Origin of the sequence: Allobosea sp. RCC_152_1, assembly GCF_041360765.1 — a bacterium.
Taxonomy (GTDB): Bacteria; Pseudomonadota; Alphaproteobacteria; order Rhizobiales; family Beijerinckiaceae; genus Allobosea; species Allobosea spartocytisi.
On sequence record NZ_JBFUPU010000010.1, the window covers coordinates 159,088 to 178,371 of the forward strand.

The 19,284-nt window shown below is 67.1% G+C and carries 18 protein-coding genes and 1 pseudogene; 9 read left to right on the forward strand and 10 right to left on the reverse strand.

Translation table 11 applies throughout. The features are described 5' to 3' along the window. The first annotated feature begins 8 nt into the window (after positions 1–8). The 3 genes from AB6806_RS25100 (at position 9) to AB6806_RS25110 (ending at position 1,937) form a co-directional block, all read left to right on the forward strand. A complete protein-coding gene (locus AB6806_RS25100; RefSeq protein WP_038365029.1) occupies positions 9–803 on the forward strand; it encodes a response regulator in 795 nt (264 codons plus the stop codon). A 133-nt stretch (positions 804–936) separates the two neighbouring features. Then, positions 937–1,101, forward strand: a complete 165-nt coding sequence (locus AB6806_RS25105) for a hypothetical protein (RefSeq protein WP_162719994.1) — start codon at positions 937–939, stop codon at positions 1,099–1,101. 170 nt (positions 1,102–1,271) lie between these two features. Continuing rightward, the gene (locus AB6806_RS25110; RefSeq protein WP_185748078.1) at positions 1,272–1,937 is read left to right on the forward strand and encodes an extensin-like domain-containing protein; all 666 of its coding nucleotides are present in this window, start codon (positions 1,272–1,274) and stop codon (positions 1,935–1,937) included. Between the two features lie 19 nt (positions 1,938–1,956). Here the strand turns inward: AB6806_RS25110 and AB6806_RS25115 are convergent, their stop codons facing one another. Continuing rightward, entirely contained in the window at positions 1,957–2,196 is a 240-nt protein-coding gene (locus tag AB6806_RS25115) for a hypothetical protein (RefSeq protein WP_370955767.1), read from the reverse strand. Positions 2,197–2,425: 229 nt separating this feature from the next. Between AB6806_RS25115 and AB6806_RS25120 the strand changes: the two genes are divergently transcribed. Further along, a complete protein-coding gene (locus tag AB6806_RS25120; protein ID WP_051988248.1) occupies positions 2,426–2,932 on the forward strand; it encodes a DUF992 domain-containing protein in 507 nt (168 codons plus the stop codon). A 157-nt stretch (positions 2,933–3,089) separates the two neighbouring features. Then, positions 3,090–3,467, forward strand: coding sequence for a response regulator (locus tag AB6806_RS25125; RefSeq protein ID WP_112762414.1), 378 nt, complete (start codon positions 3,090–3,092; stop codon positions 3,465–3,467). Positions 3,468–3,485: 18 nt separating this feature from the next. Here the strand turns inward: AB6806_RS25125 and AB6806_RS25130 are convergent, their stop codons facing one another. From AB6806_RS25130 to AB6806_RS25160, 7 genes are all read right to left on the reverse strand, one after another. Continuing rightward, entirely contained in the window at positions 3,486–4,862 is a 1,377-nt protein-coding gene (locus AB6806_RS25130; RefSeq protein WP_142023401.1) for a sensor histidine kinase, read from the reverse strand. A 79-nt stretch (positions 4,863–4,941) separates the two neighbouring features. Next, positions 4,942–5,373: a hypothetical protein gene (locus AB6806_RS25135; protein ID WP_038365022.1), complete on the reverse strand. Its 432-nt coding sequence runs from the start codon at positions 5,371–5,373 to the stop codon at positions 4,942–4,944. 3 nt (positions 5,374–5,376) lie between these two features. Then, positions 5,377–5,736, reverse strand: coding sequence for a DUF883 C-terminal domain-containing protein (locus tag AB6806_RS25140; RefSeq protein WP_038365020.1), 360 nt, complete (start codon positions 5,734–5,736; stop codon positions 5,377–5,379). Between the two features lie 150 nt (positions 5,737–5,886). Then, a complete protein-coding gene (gene polA, locus AB6806_RS25145) occupies positions 5,887–8,928 on the reverse strand; it encodes a DNA polymerase I (RefSeq protein WP_142023400.1) in 3,042 nt (1,013 codons plus the stop codon). Positions 8,929–9,150: 222 nt separating this feature from the next. Beyond that, the gene (locus AB6806_RS25150) at positions 9,151–10,083 is read right to left on the reverse strand and encodes an aldo/keto reductase (protein ID WP_142023399.1); all 933 of its coding nucleotides are present in this window, start codon (positions 10,081–10,083) and stop codon (positions 9,151–9,153) included. Positions 10,084–10,332: 249 nt separating this feature from the next. Further along, positions 10,333–12,156 (reverse strand): translational GTPase TypA, encoded by a 1,824-nt coding sequence (gene typA, locus AB6806_RS25155; protein WP_038365017.1) that lies wholly within the window; start codon positions 12,154–12,156, stop codon positions 10,333–10,335. A 153-nt stretch (positions 12,157–12,309) separates the two neighbouring features. Continuing rightward, the gene (locus tag AB6806_RS25160) at positions 12,310–13,581 is read right to left on the reverse strand and encodes a TAXI family TRAP transporter solute-binding subunit (protein WP_162719996.1); all 1,272 of its coding nucleotides are present in this window, start codon (positions 13,579–13,581) and stop codon (positions 12,310–12,312) included. Between the two features lie 193 nt (positions 13,582–13,774). Here AB6806_RS25160 and AB6806_RS25165 point away from each other — a divergent pair, with 193 nt between their 5' ends. The 3 genes from AB6806_RS25165 (at position 13,775) to AB6806_RS25175 (ending at position 17,729) form a co-directional block, all read left to right on the forward strand. Further along, positions 13,775–14,455: a phosphoribosylanthranilate isomerase gene (locus AB6806_RS25165; protein WP_370955768.1), complete on the forward strand. Its 681-nt coding sequence runs from the start codon at positions 13,775–13,777 to the stop codon at positions 14,453–14,455. Next, entirely contained in the window at positions 14,452–15,669 is a 1,218-nt protein-coding gene (gene trpB / locus AB6806_RS25170) for a tryptophan synthase subunit beta (RefSeq protein WP_370955769.1), read from the forward strand. Before AB6806_RS25165 ends, trpB begins: the two co-directional genes overlap by 4 nt. Positions 15,670–15,803: 134 nt before the next feature. Continuing rightward, positions 15,804–17,729, forward strand: coding sequence for a glycosyltransferase (locus AB6806_RS25175; RefSeq protein WP_370955770.1), 1,926 nt, complete (start codon positions 15,804–15,806; stop codon positions 17,727–17,729). On the opposite strand, the gene AB6806_RS25180 is transcribed toward AB6806_RS25175, so the two are convergent. Both AB6806_RS25180 and AB6806_RS25185 read right to left on the reverse strand, forming a co-directional pair. Continuing rightward, positions 17,674–18,270 (reverse strand): SCO family protein, encoded by a 597-nt coding sequence (locus tag AB6806_RS25180; protein ID WP_370955771.1) that lies wholly within the window; start codon positions 18,268–18,270, stop codon positions 17,674–17,676. The two genes, AB6806_RS25175 and AB6806_RS25180, sit on opposite strands and share 56 nt — an antisense overlap. A gap of 30 nt (positions 18,271–18,300) precedes the next feature. Further along, positions 18,301–18,477 (reverse strand): hypothetical protein, encoded by a 177-nt coding sequence (locus AB6806_RS25185; RefSeq protein WP_185748076.1) that lies wholly within the window; start codon positions 18,475–18,477, stop codon positions 18,301–18,303. A 449-nt stretch (positions 18,478–18,926) separates the two neighbouring features. Here AB6806_RS25185 and AB6806_RS25190 point away from each other — a divergent pair. Next, positions 18,927–19,252 (forward strand): annotated as a pseudogene (locus AB6806_RS25190) (ATP-binding protein); the annotation flags it as partial. Between the last annotated feature and the right edge of the window lie 32 nt (positions 19,253–19,284).

Below are 19,284 nucleotides of genomic sequence, written 5' to 3' on the forward strand. Positions count from 1 at the left end.
ACGGTTTGATGACGATAGCCAAGGAAATTGCGCCTTATCTTCCTTACCTGCGCCGCTTCGCTCGCGCGTTGAGCGGCACGCAGACCAGCGGCGACGCGCATGTCGTCGCCATGCTGGAAGCGCTCATCGCCGACCCCTCCAGCTTTCCCCGTGACCTGGACCCGCGCATCGGGCTCTACCGGACCTTCCTCAAGCTCTGGTCCTCGGTCGGAATCGACACGCGCGAGACGGTTGTCGAGCTCGGTAATTCGCCGGCCGAGCGCAATCTCGAGGCACTGACGCCGCGTCCGCGCCAGGCCTTCCTGCTACGGACCGTGGAGGGCTTCTCGATCGAGGAGGTTGCCGCGATCATGGAAATCTCGTCCCCGGACGCCGCCGCGCTGGTTCAGATCGCGGGCCAGGAAATCGCCGAGCAGGTCGCGACCGATGTCCTGATCATCGAGGACGAGCCGATCATCGCGCTCGACATCGAGACGATGGTCGAGGAGCTCGGCCACAGCGTCACCGGCATTGCGCGCACCCAGCGCGAGGCGATCGCTCTGGTCGCCAAGAAGCGCCCCGGGCTCGTGCTCGCCGATATTCAGCTGGCCGATGGCAGCTCCGGTCTCGACGCCGTTAACGAGATCTTGACCTCGATTGACGTGCCGGTGATCTTTATCACCGCCTATCCGGAGCGGCTTTTGACGGGCGACAGGCCGGAGCCGGCCTTCCTCATCACCAAGCCGTTCCAGCCCGAGGCGGTGAAGGCTGCGATCAGCCAGGCGCTGTTCTTCGATCGCCGGGCCGGCCGGAAGGCGGCGTGAAGGATCTGTGAAGGATAATTGGGCTCGCCTTCGCTGCGGGCCTTGCTTTTGGCGCACGCTGCGGAACAAGCCTCGTCACGCTGCGTTCGCGACTTGATGTCGGGTTGGTTTGCAGTTGGGGAGGGTGTGGGCCATGGCAACGACCTTCGTGGTTGCAGCAGGGGGCGCGGCGACGGTTGCGGCTGCGTTGTTTTCCGGAACGGTGCAGCCTGGAGCGATCAGCAACGAGATTCTCTCGCTGGCGCTCGCGGCATTGACCAGCATTGCGGTGGCCAGCGCTTCGGCCCTCGACGGCTGATCTGGCCCGCTCGCAGCCTCGCTGTGGCATTGGCTCTCTGTTGCGGCTTGCCGCTTCTTTCCGACGTCCCTGCCGCCGCGCAGGCGTCGCGGAAGGACGGCGGGGCGTTTTCGCGCACGCTTCCGCCGGTCCGGCCGGCCGAGCTTGGCCCTTCCACTGAACAGCAGACGATGCGGCCTGCCGCAGCTCCGGGGGGCGCTGCCGCGCAGCCTCTCGCCAGCGAGCGGCCGGAAGCGCTACCCCCGGGCGGGGAAACGTCCTGCCTGGCGGCTCTCAAGGCAATCCCGGGCAACAGCGTCGAGGCCGCCGATCCGAAGCTCGCGCAGGGCGATCCCGCCTGCCGCGTCGACGAGCCCGTCATCGTGAAGGCACTTGCCCTCCGCGCAACCGGGACGGCGGGCGCGGGCACCGTCACCTTCGCGCCGCCGGTGACGCTGAGCTGCGTCATGGCGAAGACCGTCGCAGGCTGGCTCGACGACAGCGTCCGGCCGCTGGCACGGGGACATTTCGACAGCGATCTCACCGAATTGCGCGTCGGCGGCGGGCATGAATGCCGGCGACGCAACCGCGCCTCGGCCGGGCCCGTCAGCGAGCATGCCACGGGCAAGGCGCTCGACATCTTCGCGTTCCACCTCGGCGAGGGGAAAGCCGCGACGCAGGTTTCGGTGGAGAAGCCGGCCGGCCTGGCTCAGAACCGGTTCCTGACGGCCGTGCGCCAATCGGCCTGCGGCGCGTTCATGACGGCGCTGGGGCCCGGCTCGGATGCCGCCCACGCCAATCATCTGCACATCGACATTCAGGAGCGCCGCACGCATGCCTCGCGCTTCTGCCAATAGGTTCGCGGTCGTTTTGCGCTCAGAAGATCAGCTTGAAGCGGCGGGCGGCGAGCTCACTGGCCGGGTCGGCCTCAGGCTCCGAGCCGTCGACCAGCCTCAGCGCGGCGCGGCGGGCGGCCATCACCTGAAGGGCCGCCTCGCATGCGAGCCCGTCGGCGAGCAGATCCTCGAGCTCCCAGAACGGCGGCACGAGCAGATCCGGTCCGGCGGTCGGCTCCGGGGGTGTCGGGGTTTTCCCACTCAGGCGACTCACGGACATCGACATTCCCATGCCAGGATGAAGCCGCAACGCAACAGGCTCTCGGTGGTTCCATTATGCCGGAACTGTGGGCATCTTGAGGCGTTTCGTTGGGTCACCCGGAGCCGGACCCGATCGTGTCGAAATCGACCCGAACAGTGCATCCGTCTTCGCATATTGATAGGGAATGCATGATCACCCAGATTGCAGTGCGATCCGGGCGGTGAGTCCTCTGGCGGGAGCTTTCAAGATGAGCATTCGGCACTACACGTCATGCTTCGGCGCCGCGGCCGCGCTCGCCTGCCTGTTCGGCCCGGTCCCGGCGCGGGCGCAGTCGGGGCCTCCGACCGGGCGGCTGTCCTGTACGGTCGGGGCGAGCTTCGGGGCCGCCGTGAAGACGCAAAAGCCGCTCGAATGCCGTTTCAGGCCGAGGCGAGGGCCGATGCAGTACTATACCGGCATCGTCCGCCAGTTCGGCCTCGATCTCGGCTCGATCCGCCCCACGACGATGTCCTGGCATGTCTACGGCCCTTATGCGCGCGCTCCGCTCGGCGCGCTGAACGGCCGCTACACGGCGCAGACGGCCGCCGCCGCGCCCGCAAGCGGTGCCGCCTCATCGCCCTTGATCGGCGGCGAGGATGACAAGGTCAGCTTGCAGCCGCGTGCGATTCAGACGACGCGCGGCTTCAATGCCGCCGGTGGCGTCACGCAATTCGAGTTGACGCTCGCGAGCTCCGGTACCGGGCGCCGGCGCTGATCGCGTGGGAGGGGGCGCTTACCCTTTGCTAACCGTGATCCGGCAGAATTGAGTCAAACCGGATGTAATCCTGGCGGCGGCGCGTTGGAGGCAGGAACATCGTGACCCCTGTTACGTTGGGGGGTAACAGGTTGAAGTGAGTGAGAAAGCCGTTCCAATGGCTGCTGTTCGCGTTCTGATTGTCGAAGACGACCCGTTCATCGCCATGGACATCGAAATGGCGGTGGCGGAGCAGCTCGGCGAGGCGGCCGAGCTCATCGTCGTCGAATCCGTCGCTCAGGCCCGGCGGGCTGCAGCCGGGCAGCTCTCCTGCGCCCTGCTCGACATCGACGTCGTCGACGGCAAGACCTTCGAAGTCGCGGACACGCTGCGCAAGACCGGCATTCCCTTCGCCTTCGTGTCCGGCTCGGCGCCGCAGGAGGTGCCCAAGCCGCTGCGGCAGGCCCGCTTCCTGCGCAAGCCCTTCTCGACGCGGGAGGTCGTGGCTTTCGTCATGGCGGCGATCGGGGGCATCGTTCCCGAAAGCATCGCCTGATCCGCCTGCCCCCAGAGGTCAGGCGCCGTCGCGCTTCGGGAAAATCACGGTGACACGAGTTCCCGGGCGGTCGGCGCCGGGGTGAAGCGGCAGCGTCGTCATCGTCGCCCGCATGCTGCGCAGCAGGCTCGCGATCACGGTCTGGCCGAGCCCCTTGCTGTGGTTCTCCGCCGGCATGCCGATGCCGTCATCCTCGATGGATAGCGACAGGGCCGGCTCGCCGTCCTGCTCGGCGCGTTCGAGGCGGATCGCGATCCGTCCGGCCATATTGTCCGGAAAGGCATGCTTGATCGCATTGGTGACGAGCTCGTTGACGATGACGACGTAGGACACCGCGTCGCGGCCGGGCAGCCGAATCGAATCCATGTCGAGCTCGATCGTGATCGGCCGCCCTTCCGCCGATTTGGCGATCTCGGCGAGCAGGTCCTCCATATAGGGACGCGCCTCGATGGCATCGGTCTCAATGTCCAAGCGCAGCCGCCTTTGCCCGGCGGCGATCGCCTGGATGCGGGACTGCGCCTGCCCCAGCGCCGCCTTGACCGCAGGCTCGCGCGTCTGCCGGCTTTGCACGTTCAGCAATGCGGAGACCATGGCGAGGTTGTTGCCGACGCGGTGATTGACGTCACGCAGCAGCGCCTCGATGCGCAGGCGCTCGCCTTCGAGCTCACGGGTCCGATCGTTGACCATCTGCTCGAGCTCGGCATTGCTGACCGCCAGCTCCGTGCTGCGACGCTGGCGCCTGCGCAGGAGTTGCCAGGCGGCGAAGGCCAGCCCGGCAAGGGCGACGACGATGCCGGTGCTTCCCCAAAGGCGTCGCCGTTCCTCGCTGCGGTAGAGCGAGCGCAGGCGGATGTTCTCCGTCTGCTGGATTTCCTGGACCGCGTCGCGCAGCTTGTCCATCGTGGCGATGCCGGGCCCGTCGCGCATCATGGCGACGGCCTCCTCGCGGCGCCCGTTGCGCGTGAGTTCGATCGTCCTGTTCAGCTCGGTGAGCTTGAGCCGCATGGTCTCGCGCAGGCTGGCCACGCGCTGCTTCTGGGCAGGGTCGGCATCGACCAGCGCCTCGAGCACGTCGAGCTCCGGACCGGCCGTCGCACTGCCTTCGGTGAAGGGTTCGAGATAGGCGGCCTGACCGGTCAGCAGATAGCCGCGCTGGCCGGTCTCGGCATCGCGGAGCCGGCCGAGGAAGCGTTCCGCCCGTTCCCGGATCTCGATCGCGTGCGAAACCTGGTCCGCGGCGTGGCGCGCCTGCAGATTGATCCAGGCCGCCAGAACGATCGCGATGGCGACGACGCCGATCGCGCCGATCGTGATCGTTGCTGAGCGCAGCCGCGCGCCGAGCAGGGGAAAGGCGGGGAGCGGCAAGCGGTTCCGGGGCCTCACGAGATCAGACATGCCTGTCCTGTTACAGGACGCATACCCGTATCCCTATGTAAAAAGACAGCCTCCGTCCACCCGCGCCGGGTGAGGCGCTTCAGGCCTCATCCGTGTCCTCGCCGTCACCGCCCGAAAAAAGCTGCCGGCCGAGGACGGTGCCCAGCACCGCGATTCCGGCCAGGGCCGCGATGCGCCATCCGGTCCGCGAGGTCAGCATCTTGGCGGCCAGCGGAGCGGCGGCGAAGGCCGCGGTGGCGGCGATCGGGCGCTGCGGGCGCGGGCGGTTCCTGACGAAGAGCGCGATGCCGAAGGCGATCAGTGCCGAGATCGCGAGGCCGCCCGCGATCCACAGGCTTGCCGCGACCGCGCCATAGCGCTCCGTCAGAACGATGTGCAGCGCATTGAGCGCATAGCCTCCGGCGCAGAGCAGCAGCAGGGCCGCGAAGGCGAACAGGCCGAAGACCGTGGCGTTGCGTTTCACCGTTCCGGAGACTTCCGAAGCGATGAAGGAACCGAGCCCCCCGAACATCGGCTATCGCGCCGAAAGGTAGCCGACGAAGAGGCCGACGGCGGCCGCCAGCCCGAGCGCCCGCAGGGGCCGCTCGCGAATCTCGTCCTCGACCAGCTTCTGCAATTCTGTCGCCTGTTCCTTGGCGACGTCGACCATCCGGTCGGTATCGACGCCGACGGAGCGCAGCCGGTCGCTGACGGTTGCGGCGATATCCTCGGCGCTGCGGGTCAGGGTCTCCTCGAGCGCGCTCGCCTGACGCTTGGCACGGGCACCGGCGCGGCGCGCTTTCTGCGCGACATCCTCGGTGCCGGCTTCGATCCCGGCCTTGGCGTCCTTGACGGCCGCGGCCGCCGAACGTTTCGGAGATGTCGTTCTTGCCATGACGCTGGTTTCCTGTCGCTCGATGCCGTGAAGACCAATGGTGTCCGGACTGGACGTTGGCCGCAAGAGACCCGCCTGATGCGGGTCTCTCTCATGGCGCCAACGCGGGCGGACCTGCTTCTGTTCCGCAGCCGGCGACGGGGCGAGGCTTCAGTGCGCCTCGTCCCAGTTGCCGGCGGCGCGGGCCTCGACGGCGAGCGGCACCCTGAGCTGCACGGCCGGATGCGGCGCCTCGATCATCACCCTCTCGATCACCGGCAGCGTCTTCTCGACCTCCTCGTCGGGAACCTCGAAGACGAGCTCGTCATGGACCTGCAACAGCATGCGGGCATTGAGCCGCTGGGCGGCGAGCGCCGCGTCCATGCGGATCATCGCCCGGCGGATGATGTCTGCGGCCGAGCCCTGGATCGGGGCGTTGATCGCCTGGCGCTCGACGAAGGCGCGCTCGGACGGGTTCTTCGAGGCCACCGCCGGGAAATGGCAGACGCGGCCGAAGATCGTGGTGACCTGGCCATGGGCGCGCACATGGGTCTTGGTCTGGTCCATGTAGTCGCGGATGCCGGGGAAGCGCTCGAAATACTTGCGGATATAGGCGCTGGCCTCCTCGCGGCCGATGCCGAGCTGGTTGGCCAGCCCGAAGGCCGAGATGCCGTAGATGATGCCGAAATTGATCGCCTTGGCGCGGCGGCGCACCTCGCTCGGCATGCCCTGGACGGGAACGCCGAACATCTCTGAGGCCGTCATCGCATGGATGTCGATGCCATCCGCGAAAGCCTGCCGAAGTTGCGGGATCTCGGCGATATGGGCGAGCAGGCGCAGTTCGATCTGGCTGTAATCGGCCGAGACCAGCTTGAAGCCCTTTTCCGGAATAAAGGCCGTCCTGATCTTGCGCCCGGCCTCGGTGCGGATCGGGATGTTCTGCAGGTTGGGCTCGGACGAAGAGAGCCGGCCCGTGGTGGTGGCCGCCAGCGCATAGGAGGTGTGGACCCGGTTGGTCTGCGGGTTCACATAGGCGGGCAGCGAGTCGGTATAGGTCGATTTCAGCTTGGCGAGCTGGCGCCACTCCAGAATCTTGGAAGGCAGCGGATGGCCCTGCTCCGCGAGGTCTTCGAGCACGCCGGCGCCCGTCGCCCATTGGCCGGTCGCGGTCTTCTTGGCGCCTGCCAGCCCCATCTTGCCGAACAGGATGTCGCCGAGCTGCTTCGGGCTGCCGATGGTGAACTTCTCGCCGGCGAGCTCGTAGATCTCGTCCTCCAGCCGCGCCAGCCCCTGCGCGAAATCGCCGGAGAGGCGGGAGAGGATCTGCCGGTCGATGGCGATGCCGCGCGTCTCCATCGCGGCGAGCACGGCGACCATCGGCCGTTCCAGAACCTCATAGACGGCGGTCTTCTTCTCGGCGGCAAGCCGTGGCTTCAGCGCGAGCCAGAGCCTGAGCGTGACGTCGGCATCCTCGGCGGCGTAGTCGGTCGCCTTGTCGAGCGGCACCTTGTCGAAGGTGATCTGCGACTTGCCGCTGCCGGCGACCTGCGCATACGGAATCGTCTCATGGCCGAGATGGAGCTCGGAGAGCCGGTCCATGCCGTGGCTGTTGCTGCCGGCATCGAGCGCATAGGAGATCAGCATCGTGTCCTCGATCGCGGACACGGTGAGGCCGTGGCGTTCCAGAACCAGCAGGTCGTATTTGAGGTTCTGGCCGATCTTGAGCACGCTTTTGTCGGCCAGCAGGGGCTTCAGCGCCGCCACGGCCTGCGCCAGCGGAATCTGCTCGGGCAGCAGACCTTCATCGAAGAGCCCGCCATCGCCGGCACGATGCTGCAGCGGGATATAGCAGGCGCGGCCGGGCGCGACCGCGAGCGAGATGCCGACGAGATCGGCCTGCATCGCATCGAGCGAGTTCGTCTCGGTGTCGAGAGCGACATGGCCGGCCTCATAAGCCCAGCCGATCCAGCGTTCGAGATCGGCGAGTGTGCGCACGCATTCATATGTGGAGCGGTCGATCTTGCCCGCGATCGCCTCGTTCTTGCGAGATGCAGCGAGATCGGCGGGCTTCATCCAGCCGGCTTCGCCGCCGGTCGCTTCGGGCAGAGTGGCCGAGGCTGACGGGGCGGCCGGCGTCACGTCGGAAACCGCGTCCTCGATGACATCGGCGCCGGCATAGAGCGCCTTGAGCTCGGCCGCGCGCGAACCGCCGGGAGCGAGCGCCGGATCGGCATCGACGGCGCCGACATCCGCCTCATAGGCCTCGGCGACGCGCTTGGTGATGGTGGTGAATTCCATCGCCTTGAGGAAGGCGATGAGCTTGGCCGGGTCCGGCTGATCGAGCGTCAGGGTCTCCAGCGGCGTCTCGACCTTCACGTCGTCCACGAGCGTGACGAGCTTGTGCGAGATCCGGACCTTCTCGACGACCTCGGGATTGGTCAGCGTCTCCCGGCGCTTCGGCTGCTTGATCTCGCCGGCGCGCGCCAGCAGGGTTTCGAGATCGCCATATTCGCCGATAAGCTGGGCCGCCGTCTTGATGCCGATGCCGGGCGCGCCCGGCACGTTGTCGGTGGCATCGCCCGCGAGCGCCTGCACATCGGTGACCTTGTCGGGCGTGACGCCGAAATACTCGACCACCTCCGGCTCGCCGATGCGACGCTCGGCGCGGAAGCCCGCGCCCTTCTTCTGGTCGCCCGAGGCGGGGTCGTACATGGCGACACCCGGCCGCACGAGCTGCATCAGGTCCTTGTCGGCGGAGACGATCAGCACATCGGCGCCGGCCTCGCGCGCCTGCTTCGCATAGGTCGCGATCAGGTCGTCGGCCTCGTAGACATCCTGCTCGACCGGGATCAGTCCGAAGGCGCGCACCGCCTCGCGCATCAGCGGGAACTGGGGAATGAGATCGGCCGGCGGCTCTGAGCGGTTGCCCTTGTATGCCGGGTAGATCGCCTTGCGGAACGAGTTCTCCGACTTGTCGAAGACGATGGCGAGATGGGTCGGCCTGACGCCGAGCACGCCCTCGCGCACGAACTGAAACAGCTTGGTGGCGAAGAGCCGGACCGCTCCGGACGGCAAGCCGTCAGAACGGGCATTGTATTTCCGGTCCTGGTTGATCGACTGGAAATAGGCCCGGAAAATGAAGTTCGAGCCGTCGACCAGGAAGAGGTGGTCGCCGGGCTTCAGGGCGGGGGCGGTCGTGGCTTTATCGCTCATGGCGCGGACCATAAGCGGGCGCGCGCGGGCGGTCCATGGCGATGGCGCGACGGGATGCACGAAGCTGTCAGGAATGGCGCCGCCTTCTCCCCTGCGGGAGAAGGCGGCGCGGCGAAGCCGAGACGGATGAGGGCGCGCACCGGCTTGAATCGCTAGCGATCAGCGTCGCGAGATCCCTCACCCTCACCCTCTCCCCGCAAGGGGAGAGGGGACGGTTCCTGCCTACTTCACGATCTCATCGATCTCCGCCAGCTCTCCCGCCGTCAGGGCCCAGTCGGCCGCCTTCACATTGGCCGCGATCTGCTCCGGCTTGGTCGCGCCGGCGATGACGCTGGAGACGACCGGTTGCGCTGCCAGCCAGGAGAAGGCGAGCTCGACGAGGCTGTGGCCGCGCGGCTCGGCGAAGGCGGTCAGCCCCTCGATCTTCAGCCAGTTCTCCTCGCTGAAGATCTGGCCGGCACGCTCCGGCAGCTTGGTCAGCCGCGCGCCTTCCGGCATCGCCGCGCCGCGCTTGTACTTGCCGGTGAGCGCGCCGTTGGCGAGCGGGAAATAGGGCAGCAGACCCATGCCGTAATGGGCGATGGCCGGGATCAGATCCTTCTCGGCGCCGCGCTTCAGCAGGCTGTATTCGTCCTGCGCCGAGGCGAAGCCGGTGAGGCCGAGATCGCGCGCCGTCCATTGCGCATCGGCCACCTGCCAGGCGACCATGTTGGAGCAGCCGATATAGCGGACCTTGCCCTGGGTCACGAGGTCTTCCAGCACGCGCAGCGTCTCGTCGATCGGCGTCAGCGGGTCGGGCTTGTGGAACTGGTAGAGATCGATCCAGTCGGTCTTCAGCCGCTGCAGCGACTCTTCGACGGCGGTCATGATGTAGCGGCGAGAGCCGCCCTCGCCGCCATGGAACATCTTCATGCCGAATTTGGAGGCGAGCACGATGTCCTTGCGGCGCGCGCCCAGCACCTGGCCGAGCGCGGTCTCCGAACCGCCCTTCTCGCCATAGATGTCGGCGGTGTCGAACAGCGTGATGCCGTGCTCGATGGCGGCGTCGACGACCTTGCGCGTCGCCTCGAGATCGATGCGGCCGCCGAAATTGTTGCAGCCGAGGCCGACGAGCGAGACGCGCAGGCCCGAGCGGCCGAGATTGCGGAACTGCATGGCGATGGTCCTTCCCCTTTCGCATCGGACCGAAAAGCGGGCTCCACTTTTCGGAAAAATCCGATGCGATAACACCGTGATAGATCACCGTGACCGCGTCCGGTCGGACGCGCGATGATCTGGAGGCGGGCAGAGGACCAGAGCGCGTGCGCGAGGGCAATCGCCCGGTGCGTCATCCTCGGGCTGCGCTGAGCGCAGACCCGGCTTCAGATCAAAAAAATGCCCGGGTCAGGACCCGGGCATTGCCGATCAGGCCACTTCGGCCTTCATCTTCTGCGAGCGCTTGCGCTCGTTGGGGTCGAGGATGGCCTTGCGCAGGCGGATCGACTTCGGCGTGACCTCGACGAGCTCGTCGTCGTCGATCCAGGCCAGCGAGCGCTCCAGCGTCATGCGGATCGGCGGCGTCAGGCGCACGGCCTCATCCTTCGACGTCGTGCGGATGTTGGTGAGCTTCTTGCCCTTGAGCACGTTCACCTCGAGGTCGTTCTCGCGGGTGTGCTCGCCGACGATCATGCCCTGATAGACCTTCCAGCCGGGCTCGATCATCATCGGGCCGCGATCCTCGAGGTTCCACAGCGCATAGGCCACGGCCTCGCCGGTCTCCATCGCGATCAGCACGCCGTTGCGGCGTCCGCCGATCTCGCCCTTGTAGGGGAGATAGTCATGGAACAGGCGGTTCATGATCGCCGTGCCACGCGTGTCGGTCAGGAGTTCGCCCTGATAGCCGATCAGGCCGCGCGTCGGGGCATGGAACATCAGGCGCAGGCGATTGCCGCCGGAGGGACGCATCTCCAGCATGTCGGCCTTGCGCTCCGACATCTTCTGCACGACGACGCCGGAATGCTCCTCGTCGACGTCGATGATGACCTCCTCGATCGGCTCCAGGAGCTGGCCGCTCTCGTCGCGCTTGAGCACCACGCGGGGACGCGAAACGCCGAGCTCGAAGCCCTCGCGGCGCATCGTCTCGATTAGGATCGCGAGCTGGAGTTCACCGCGGCCGGAGACGATGTAGCTGTCCTTGTCGGAGGCTTCCTCGATCTTCAGCGCGACATTGCCCTCGGCCTCCTTGAGCAGGCGGTCGCGGATGACGCGGGTGGTGACCTTGTCGCCCTCGGTGCCGGCGAGCGGCGAGTCGTTGACCATGAAGGTCATCGACACCGTCGGCGGGTCGATCGGCTGGGCTTCGATCGGCTCGGTGACGGAGGGGTCGCAGAAGGTGTCGGCGACCGAGCCCTTCACCAGGCCCGCGATCGAGACGATGTCGCCCGGAATCGCTTCCTCGATCGGCGTGCGCTCGAGGCCGCGGAAGGCGAGGATCTTGGTGATGCGGCCGGTCTCGACGGTGGAGCCGTCGCCCGAGAGCACCTTGATCTGCTGGTTCGGCTTGGCCGTGCCGGAGACGACGCGGCCGGTGATGATGCGGCCGAGATAGGGGTTGGCCTCCAGCAGCGTGCCGATCATGCGGAACGGGCCTTCCTCGACGCGCGGCTCGGGCACATGCGAGAGGATCAGGTCGTACATCGGGGCCAGGCCCTGGTCCTGCGGGCCGGCCGGATCATGCGCCATCCAGCCCTGCTTGCCCGAACCGTAGAGGATCGGGAAGTCGAGCTGCTCGTCGGTCGCGTCGAGCGCGGCGAAGAGATCGAACACCTCATTGATGACTTCGGTGGTGCGGGCGTCGGGCTTGTCGACCTTGTTGATCGCCACGATGGGCTTGAGGCCGAGCTTCAGCGCCTTGGAGACCACGAACTTGGTCTGCGGCATCGGGCCCTCGGCCGCGTCGACCAGCACGATGGCCGAATCGACCATGTTCAGGATGCGCTCGACCTCGCCGCCGAAATCGGCGTGGCCGGGGGTGTCGACGATGTTGATGCGCGTATCCTTCCAGACGACCGAGGTCGCCTTGGCCAGGATGGTGATGCCGCGCTCCTTCTCGAGGTCGTTGGAATCCATCACGCGCTCGATGACGCGCTGGTTGTCGCGGTAGGTGCCGGACTGCTGCAGCAGCTTGTCGACGAGCGTGGTCTTGCCATGGTCGACGTGCGCGATGATGGCGATGTTGCGCATGGACATGCGGATAGGGCCTTGCTTTCAAGGCCACGAGCCGGTCAGGTTCAAAGCCCTGCCGGCGCAGCCCGTTTCACGTGAATCTGGAATTCGTTGCGCTGCACATAAACGTTGGCGGCCGTTTCGGCAACCGCAGCCGGTGCCGAAAGGTGAACGGGCTCAACCTTCGGCCAGCGCCCGCTGCCGTTCGGCGACGGCCCGGCCGACCTGATCGATGGCGAGGCGGTAGGCCGCGAGCGCGGCCGCATCGAGATCGCCCTTGGCATAATCGGCGAGCACGCGGGTCAGGACCATGTCCGCCTCGCGGCCGAGCCGGGCCAGTTCCGCCTCGTCCTCGCAGGAGCGGATGGTGCCGAGCAGCTCCAGCAATGTGTCGAGGCCGGCCATGGCGCGGCGGCGGCGGGTGGCGCCCTCGCGGCCGAGAATCGTGGCCGCGCCGGTGCCGAGCGCCGACAGCGCCATCGCGCCGATATAGAACCAGTCGCCATAGCGGTCGAAGAAGCTCTCCTGCTCGCCATCGATATAGGCGGCGGCGCCGGTATGGACCGGCAGGGGCGCATCCTTGTCGGTCGAGGGCGTCTCCAGCGCCTGGATCGCGGGCAGCTCGCTCGCCAGCGTGAGCCTGAGCGCGAGGATGTCCTTGGTCAGGTTGCCGACGAGCGTGTCGTCGAGGCTCTGGGCGGCGACGAGGCGCGAGGTGATCGCAATGGTCTGCAGGCTTTCGGCCGGGCGCGGCGGGTCGCCGCCCAGCGCGCCGCGCACGATCTCGCCGGTCTCGATCGCGCGGTAATGGGCCGCGAGCGCATCGGCCTCGCGGATCGGGATCAGCACCGGGTCCTCGCCCCAGGCCTCGCGCAGCCGGCGCAAACCGTCATTGTTGGTGTGGGAGCCGACTGCATTGATCGAGAAGAAGGCGTCGATGCGCCTGTCCTTCGCCGCGGTGACGATCTCGTCCTGCGTCAGCCCGACGATCTCGACCTCTTCCGGCCTCACCTCATACTGCCCCAGCACCCGCTTCAGCAGCACGATATTGCCGGCCGGATTGCGTCCGACACCGATCCTGCGGCCGCGCAGATCGGCGATGCGGCCGATCGCGGTCTCCTTCGTCGTGATGATGAAAGGAAAGGTCCGACGGGTGATGAGCACGGTGTCGGCCGTCGAGGGCATGGCGATATCGGCCCGAAGCAAGGCGAGGTCGGCTTCGCCGGCATCGATCCGCTTCGCGCTGTCCTCGGCCCCCTCGGTCAGGAGGAGGCGGATGCGGACATCGGCCTTGTCCCGGTTGAGCCCCTGCACGAAGGCGGCGGCCATGCGCGCATCCTCCGAGCCGAGCGGCCCCACTGCGAGGCGCAGCGTGCGCGGCTGGTTATAGATATAGAGGGCTGCGGCGGTGACGCCGAGGATGGCGAGCAGGGCCGCCGCAATGGTCAATACGCTCCACCGCATCGCGAAACCGGCTACGCCCCTTGTCTTCGCCCCGTCACAGCATCGCTTCCTTCGCCACCATGTCGCAAGTGTGGCATGGAATCGGCCCACTGCGCAGATGACGCGACTATGCTAGATGCCCGTCCGGCAATCGAAGCCCTCGGCGTGAAGGCTTTCAAACCGGCGCTAAGACGGAACGATGGTAAACGCAACCTTAACGATCAAGATCTGCGGCCTCTCGACTCCCGAGACGCTGGACGCGGCGCTCAGCGGCGGCGCCGACATGATCGGCTTCGTCTTCCATCCGAAGAGCCCGCGCTTCGTCACGCCGGAACGCGCTGCGGAACTCGCCGCACAGGCGCGCGGCAAGGCGGAAATCGTCGCGCTGATCGTCGATTGGGACGAAAAGCGCGCGGCCGATCTGGTGGAGTTGCTGAAGCCGGACCGGCTGCAATTGCATGGCTCGGAATCGCCGGAGCTTGCCGCGGCCATCGCCTCGGCGAGCGGTAGGCCGGTGATGAAGGCGCTCGGCGTCGCGACGGCCGCCGATCTGGATCGCGTCCCGCCCTATGCGGCCGTGGTCGATCGCATCCTGCTCGATGCCAAGCCGCCGAAGGACGCCGCCTTCCCCGGCGGGCATGGCCGCGCCTTCGACTGGACATTGCTGACCGGCCTCGACCCTGCGCTGCGCTTCATGCTATCGGGCGGGCTCGATCCGGCGAATGTCGCGGAGGCGATCCGGGTGGCCCGGCCGGCCGGCGTTGACGTATCGAGCGGCGTCGAGCGCGCGCCGGGCGTCAAGGATCCGGCCCGGATCGCGGAATTCATCGCATCGGCCCGCAAGGCCGCGGCGGCAATGCAGGAAGGTTTGACGGCATGAACGCCCCCTCCAGCCCGAACAGCTACCGCAACGGCCCGGATGAGAACGGCCGCTTCGGGATGTTCGGCGGCCGCTTCGTCGCCGAGACGCTGATGCCGCTGATCCTCGAGCTGGAGGAAGCCTACAACGCCGCCAAGGCCGACCCGGCCTATCACGCCGAGATGGCCTATGGGCTGAAGCACTATGTCGGCCGGCCCTCGCCGCTCTATTTCGCCGAGCGCCTGACCGAGCATTTCGATGGCGCCAAGATCTATCTGAAGCGCGAGGAGCTGAACCATACCGGCTCCCACAAGGTGAACAACGTGCTCGGCCAGATCCTGCTGGCGCGGCGCATGGGCAAGAAGCGCATCATCGCCGAGACCGGCGCCGGCCAGCACGGCGTCGCGACCGCGACGCTCTGCGCCCGCTACGGGCTCGAATGCATCGTCTATATGGGCGCGGTCGACGTCGCCCGTCAGGCGCCGAACGTCTTCCGCATGCAGATGCTCGGTGCCACCGTCGTGCCGGTCGAATCCGGCACGAAGACGCTGAAGGACGCCATGAACGAGGCGCTGCGCGACTGGGTGACCAATGTCGCGACGACCTTCTACTGCATCGGCACGGTTGCCGGGCCCCATCCCTATCCGGCGATGGTGCGCGATTTCCAGTCGATCATCGGCAAGGAGACCCGCGAGCAGATGCAGGAAGCCGAAGGCCGCCTGCCGGATTCGCTGGTCGCCTGCATCGGCGGCGGCTCGAACGCGATGGGGCTGTTCCACCCCTTCCTCGACGATTCCAGCGTCGAGATCTACGGCGTCGAGGCGGCCGGGCACGGCATTCCGAGCGGCCTGCATGCCGCCTCGCTGACCGGCGGGCGCCCCGGCGTGCTGCACGGCAACCGCACCTTCCTGCTGATGGACGACGACGGGCAGATCAAGGACGCGCATTCGATCTCGGCCGGGCTCGACTATCCCGGCATCGGGCCGGAGCATTCCTGGCTGCACGATGTCGGCCGGGTGAAATACCTCTCGGCCACCGACGAAGAGGCACTGGAAGCCTTCCAGCTTCTGTCGCGGCTGGAAGGCATCATTCCCGCGCTCGAAAGCGCGCATGCGCTGGCGCGCGTCGCTGAACTCGCCCCGCAGAAGCCGAAGGACCATCTGATGGTGGTCAGCCTCTCCGGCCGCGGCGACAAGGACATCCCGCAGGTCGCGGAGATCCTGGCGGGGCGCTGACGGCACGCCCGTCGGCCCGGAAATTCCGAAAGTCGTACGACTTCGCGACTCGACTCGCGCGCCTGAAACCGCAACCATAGGTTTGCCGGGCGTGCTGGGCGCCCGGCTGGCGTGGTGTCGGACGGGATTGGACCGTGGGGGGCGACGGTCGGGGCGATGTTGTCGATCCGCAGGGGCGCGGCTTCGCCGATTTGCCCGTCGAGATCGCTTTTCTCCCCCGCCACGGCGTCGCGCCGGCCGGCCTTGCCCTTGCCGCGCGTCGCGCGCGGCGCTACGGCACCGACGCGGTGCGCGAGGTTTTCGCGCTCGGGTTGATCGATCAGGAGAGCTATTACCGGGCGCTCGCTGCCGAGCTCGGCCTGCCTTTCCATACCGACGCCTTCGATCTCCCGTCCGGTGGCCGGCATGAGGCGATCCTGCGCGGCGGCATCGCTCCTTTGGCGGGGCAGGTGAACCCGCGCTTGCGCTTCCTGCTCGCGCCCGAAGGCGCCGCCCTGCGCCATATGATCTCGGCCGGGGCGCGCCACCGCGGCGATGTCGCGGTCACCACGCCCCGTCGCTTCGCGGACCGCCTGCGGGAGGCCAATGGCGAAGGGCTGGCCCGATCTGCTGCCGGGCTCGACGAGCCGGGCCTTGCGCGTGACAGCGCCCGCACCGGCGCCAGCCGCGGCCAGGTCGCCGCGACCGGCATCGGCCTCGCGACGGCAACGCTCGGGGGCATCTTCGCGCCGCTGGAGAGCTTCTTCGCGCTTGCCCTGCTGCTCGGGCCGCTGTTTCTGGGGCTCATTCTGCTCAGGCTTGCGGCCTCGATCGAGCGCACCTCCCCCGATCTCTGGCGCACCCAGCGCTGGCGCCTCGATGACAGCCGTTTGCCGGTCTACACCGTCGCCGTGCCGATGTACCGGGAGGAGGCAGTGCTGCGGCAGATGCTCCGGGCGCTGTCGGAGCTGGACTACCCACCGGCCAAGCTGGACATTCGCCTGCTGGTCGAAGCTGAAGATACCGGCATGCGGGCGGCGCTCGCGCCGATGTCCCTGCCGGCGCATGTCACCGTCACGATCGTGCCGCCCGGCCAGCCCCGGACGAAGCCGCGGGCGCTGAACCTCGCTTTGCTCGAGGCGCGCGGGAGCCTCTTCACCATCTTCGACGCCGAGGACATTCCCGATCCCCAGCAATTGCGGCTGGCGGCAGCGCGCTTCCATCGCGCTTCCGACGATCTCGCCTGCCTCCAGGCACGGCTGGTGATCGACCATGCCGAGGAGGGCCTGCTGCCGGCCTTGTTCGCGTTGGAATATGCAGGGCTTTTCGAGGTGCTCAATCCCGGGCTGCTGCGCGCCCGGTTGCCGATCATGCTGGGCGGCACCTCCAATCATTTCCGGACTGATGTGCTTCGGGCGCTGGGCGGCTGGGACGCCTGGAACGTCACCGAGGATGCCGATCTCGCGGTTCGGCTGGCCAGGGCCGGCTACCGTATCGGCGATCTGCCGTCGGATACGCGCGAGGAGGCCCCGGTCACGGTCAAGGCCTGGCTTAGCCAGCGTTCACGCTGGATCAAGGGCTACATGCAGACGGCGGTGACGCATTCGCGCGCGCCGTTGAAACTGCTGCGCGAGGCCGGCTTCGCTGCGACCTTCGCCTTCGCCTCGCTGGCGCTGGGCACGATCGTGACGGCGCTCGGCTATCCCGTTTTCGCGGTCGCGACGCTCATCGCCTATTGGGAGGGCTCGCTCTTCGACCCGGCGAGCGCGCTGACCACCGTGACATCGGCCTTCGCGCTGTCGATCTGGCTCTTCGGCACGCTCTCGCTGTTCCTGCCACCGGCCATCGGCGCGCTGCGCCGGCGCGACCCGAGCCTGTTATGGCTGCTGCCGTTGCTGCCGCTCTATTACGGGCTGGTCTCGGTCGCGGCCTGGATGGCCTTTTACGAATACTTCGCCCGGCGCTTCGCCTGGAACAAGACGGAGCACGGGCTGGCGCGCCGGCGGACGCCGCCGGCCGAGGCCGTCAGCTCTGGCGAAGCCACTCCGCCGCCGCCTGCGCCGGTGCCTGTTCGATATTGAAGGCGCCGACGAAGCCGCCATCCTTGCCCATCAGATAGACCAGCGCGGTATGGTCCATCGTGTAGTCGCCATCCTTGAGCGGCGTCTTCTTCGCATAAGCGCGATAAGCCTTGATCGTCGCGTCGATTGCTGCGCGATCGCCGGTCAGGCCGATGATGCGCGGATCGAAGGAACTGAGATAGCTCTTCATCACCTCCGGCGTGTCGCGCTCGGGATCGACGGTCACGAACAGCGCCTTCAGGTTCTTGGCCTTGTCGCTTTCGCCGGCGGCGCGCAGCGCTTCGGAGATCTCGAAGAGCTTGGTCGGGCAGACATCAGGGCAATGGGTGAAGCCGAAGAAGACCAGGAAGGGCGAGCCGCGCAGATCCGTATCGGAGAGCGGCTTGCCGTCCTGCGTGGTCAGGGTGAAGGGGCCGCCGACGCTGGCCGTCCCGCTCCCCGTCGTCCGGCTGCCGGGGGAGAAGGTGAGGATCGCCGCTGCGGCGAGCGCGAGCGCGCCGGCGAGGAAGACGACGAGGGGCAGGATGAGGCGGCGATTCACGGTGATGTCCCGAAGAGAAGCTGGAGACCGCTAGAAGCAGGCGACGATGGCGGCGATCAGACCGTCGGTGAACAGTCGGCTGCCCTCGCGCCACCACAGCAGCAGGCCGGTCAGAACAAGAGTGAGAGCCCCGCCGGCGAGCAGCAGGATGCCAGCCCGGCCGGGCGGGCCGCTTTCGACACCGGGTTGTTGCTCCGTCTGGGCCATGACCGGACCATAACGCCGAAGCCGGAGCGCCGAAAGCGCTCCGGTGACGCAGGTCGTTGCATGTGCGGTAACATAAATCTCTGACTCTCGCTGCAGAGATTTCCTCGAAATATCAATGGGGCCTCGGTCCACGTTTTCGAGGATTATGGACTCGCGTAACGCAAATCCGAGACTCGGACGAGGCCGTTTCGCGAAAGCCTGACTCGCCGCAAAATGCTCCCAAATTTTGCTCTGCTGAGCTCTTCTGGCGCCGCCATTTGGCGTCTGAGATGCCCGATTGCCCGTGTTCAGGTTCGTGCGGCGTCGAAAAAGCCGGTACCTATTGAACCAACCTGCATAAAAGCTTGACCCAAGATCGCCAGCAAATCGGGAAACCTAGACTCGCCGCGTCGAAGTGACGCCAAAAGCGGTTTCTCTGGCGCAGCCCAAACAGCGCCTTACCTGCTTGGCTCTACGAACAGAGCTCCGTCATCGTCACCACCAACCTCGCCTTCGGCGAATGGCCCTCCGTCTTCGGCGACGCCAAGATGACCACCGCGCTCCTCGACCGGCTGACCCATCACTGCGACATCGTCGAGACCGGCAACGAGAGCTGACGCTTCAAGAACAGGCTCTGAGCGACCAACGCGCCGACGACCCGGAGCTGGCGCGGCTGCGCAACCCAAACCAGCTCCGCCGCGCCGCCGCCTCACCGTCTCAACCCTTCAAGGGGTCAAGATTGGACGCCGATTGGAGTGCGCCCCTGCGGGTAGACAGGATCAGGCTGCGGTTTTGATCGTGAGCCGGGCGTGTTGATCCTCGAACTGC

Excerpts from the sequence above, each read along its gene's own strand:
- AB6806_RS25130 (WP_142023401.1), bottom strand. The coding sequence starts at position 4,862 with ATGTCTGATCTCGTGAGGCCCCGGAACCGCTTGCCGCTCCCCGCCTTT.
- AB6806_RS25140 (WP_038365020.1), bottom strand. The coding sequence starts at position 5,736 with ATGGCAAGAACGACATCTCCGAAACGTTCGGCGGCCGCGGCCGTCAAG.
- AB6806_RS25150 (WP_142023399.1), bottom strand. The coding sequence starts at position 10,083 with ATGCAGTTCCGCAATCTCGGCCGCTCGGGCCTGCGCGTCTCGCTCGTC.
- AB6806_RS25115 (WP_370955767.1), bottom strand. The coding sequence starts at position 2,196 with ATGTCCGTGAGTCGCCTGAGTGGGAAAACCCCGACACCCCCGGAGCCG.
- AB6806_RS25185 (WP_185748076.1), bottom strand. The coding sequence starts at position 18,477 with ATGGCCCAGACGGAGCAACAACCCGGTGTCGAAAGCGGCCCGCCCGGC.
- AB6806_RS25125 (WP_112762414.1), top strand. The coding sequence starts at position 3,090 with ATGGCTGCTGTTCGCGTTCTGATTGTCGAAGACGACCCGTTCATCGCC.
- AB6806_RS25120 (WP_051988248.1), top strand. The coding sequence starts at position 2,426 with ATGAGCATTCGGCACTACACGTCATGCTTCGGCGCCGCGGCCGCGCTC.
- AB6806_RS25110 (WP_185748078.1), top strand. The coding sequence starts at position 1,272 with ATGCGGCCTGCCGCAGCTCCGGGGGGCGCTGCCGCGCAGCCTCTCGCC.
- typA (WP_038365017.1), bottom strand. The coding sequence starts at position 12,156 with ATGTCCATGCGCAACATCGCCATCATCGCGCACGTCGACCATGGCAAG.
- polA (WP_142023400.1), bottom strand. The coding sequence starts at position 8,928 with ATGAGCGATAAAGCCACGACCGCCCCCGCCCTGAAGCCCGGCGACCAC.
- trpB (WP_370955769.1), top strand. The coding sequence starts at position 14,452 with ATGAACGCCCCCTCCAGCCCGAACAGCTACCGCAACGGCCCGGATGAG.
- AB6806_RS25135 (WP_038365022.1), bottom strand. The coding sequence starts at position 5,373 with ATGTTCGGGGGGCTCGGTTCCTTCATCGCTTCGGAAGTCTCCGGAACG.
- AB6806_RS25100 (WP_038365029.1), top strand. The coding sequence starts at position 9 with ATGACGATAGCCAAGGAAATTGCGCCTTATCTTCCTTACCTGCGCCGC.
- AB6806_RS25165 (WP_370955768.1), top strand. The coding sequence starts at position 13,775 with ATGGTAAACGCAACCTTAACGATCAAGATCTGCGGCCTCTCGACTCCC.
- AB6806_RS25105 (WP_162719994.1), top strand. The coding sequence starts at position 937 with ATGGCAACGACCTTCGTGGTTGCAGCAGGGGGCGCGGCGACGGTTGCG.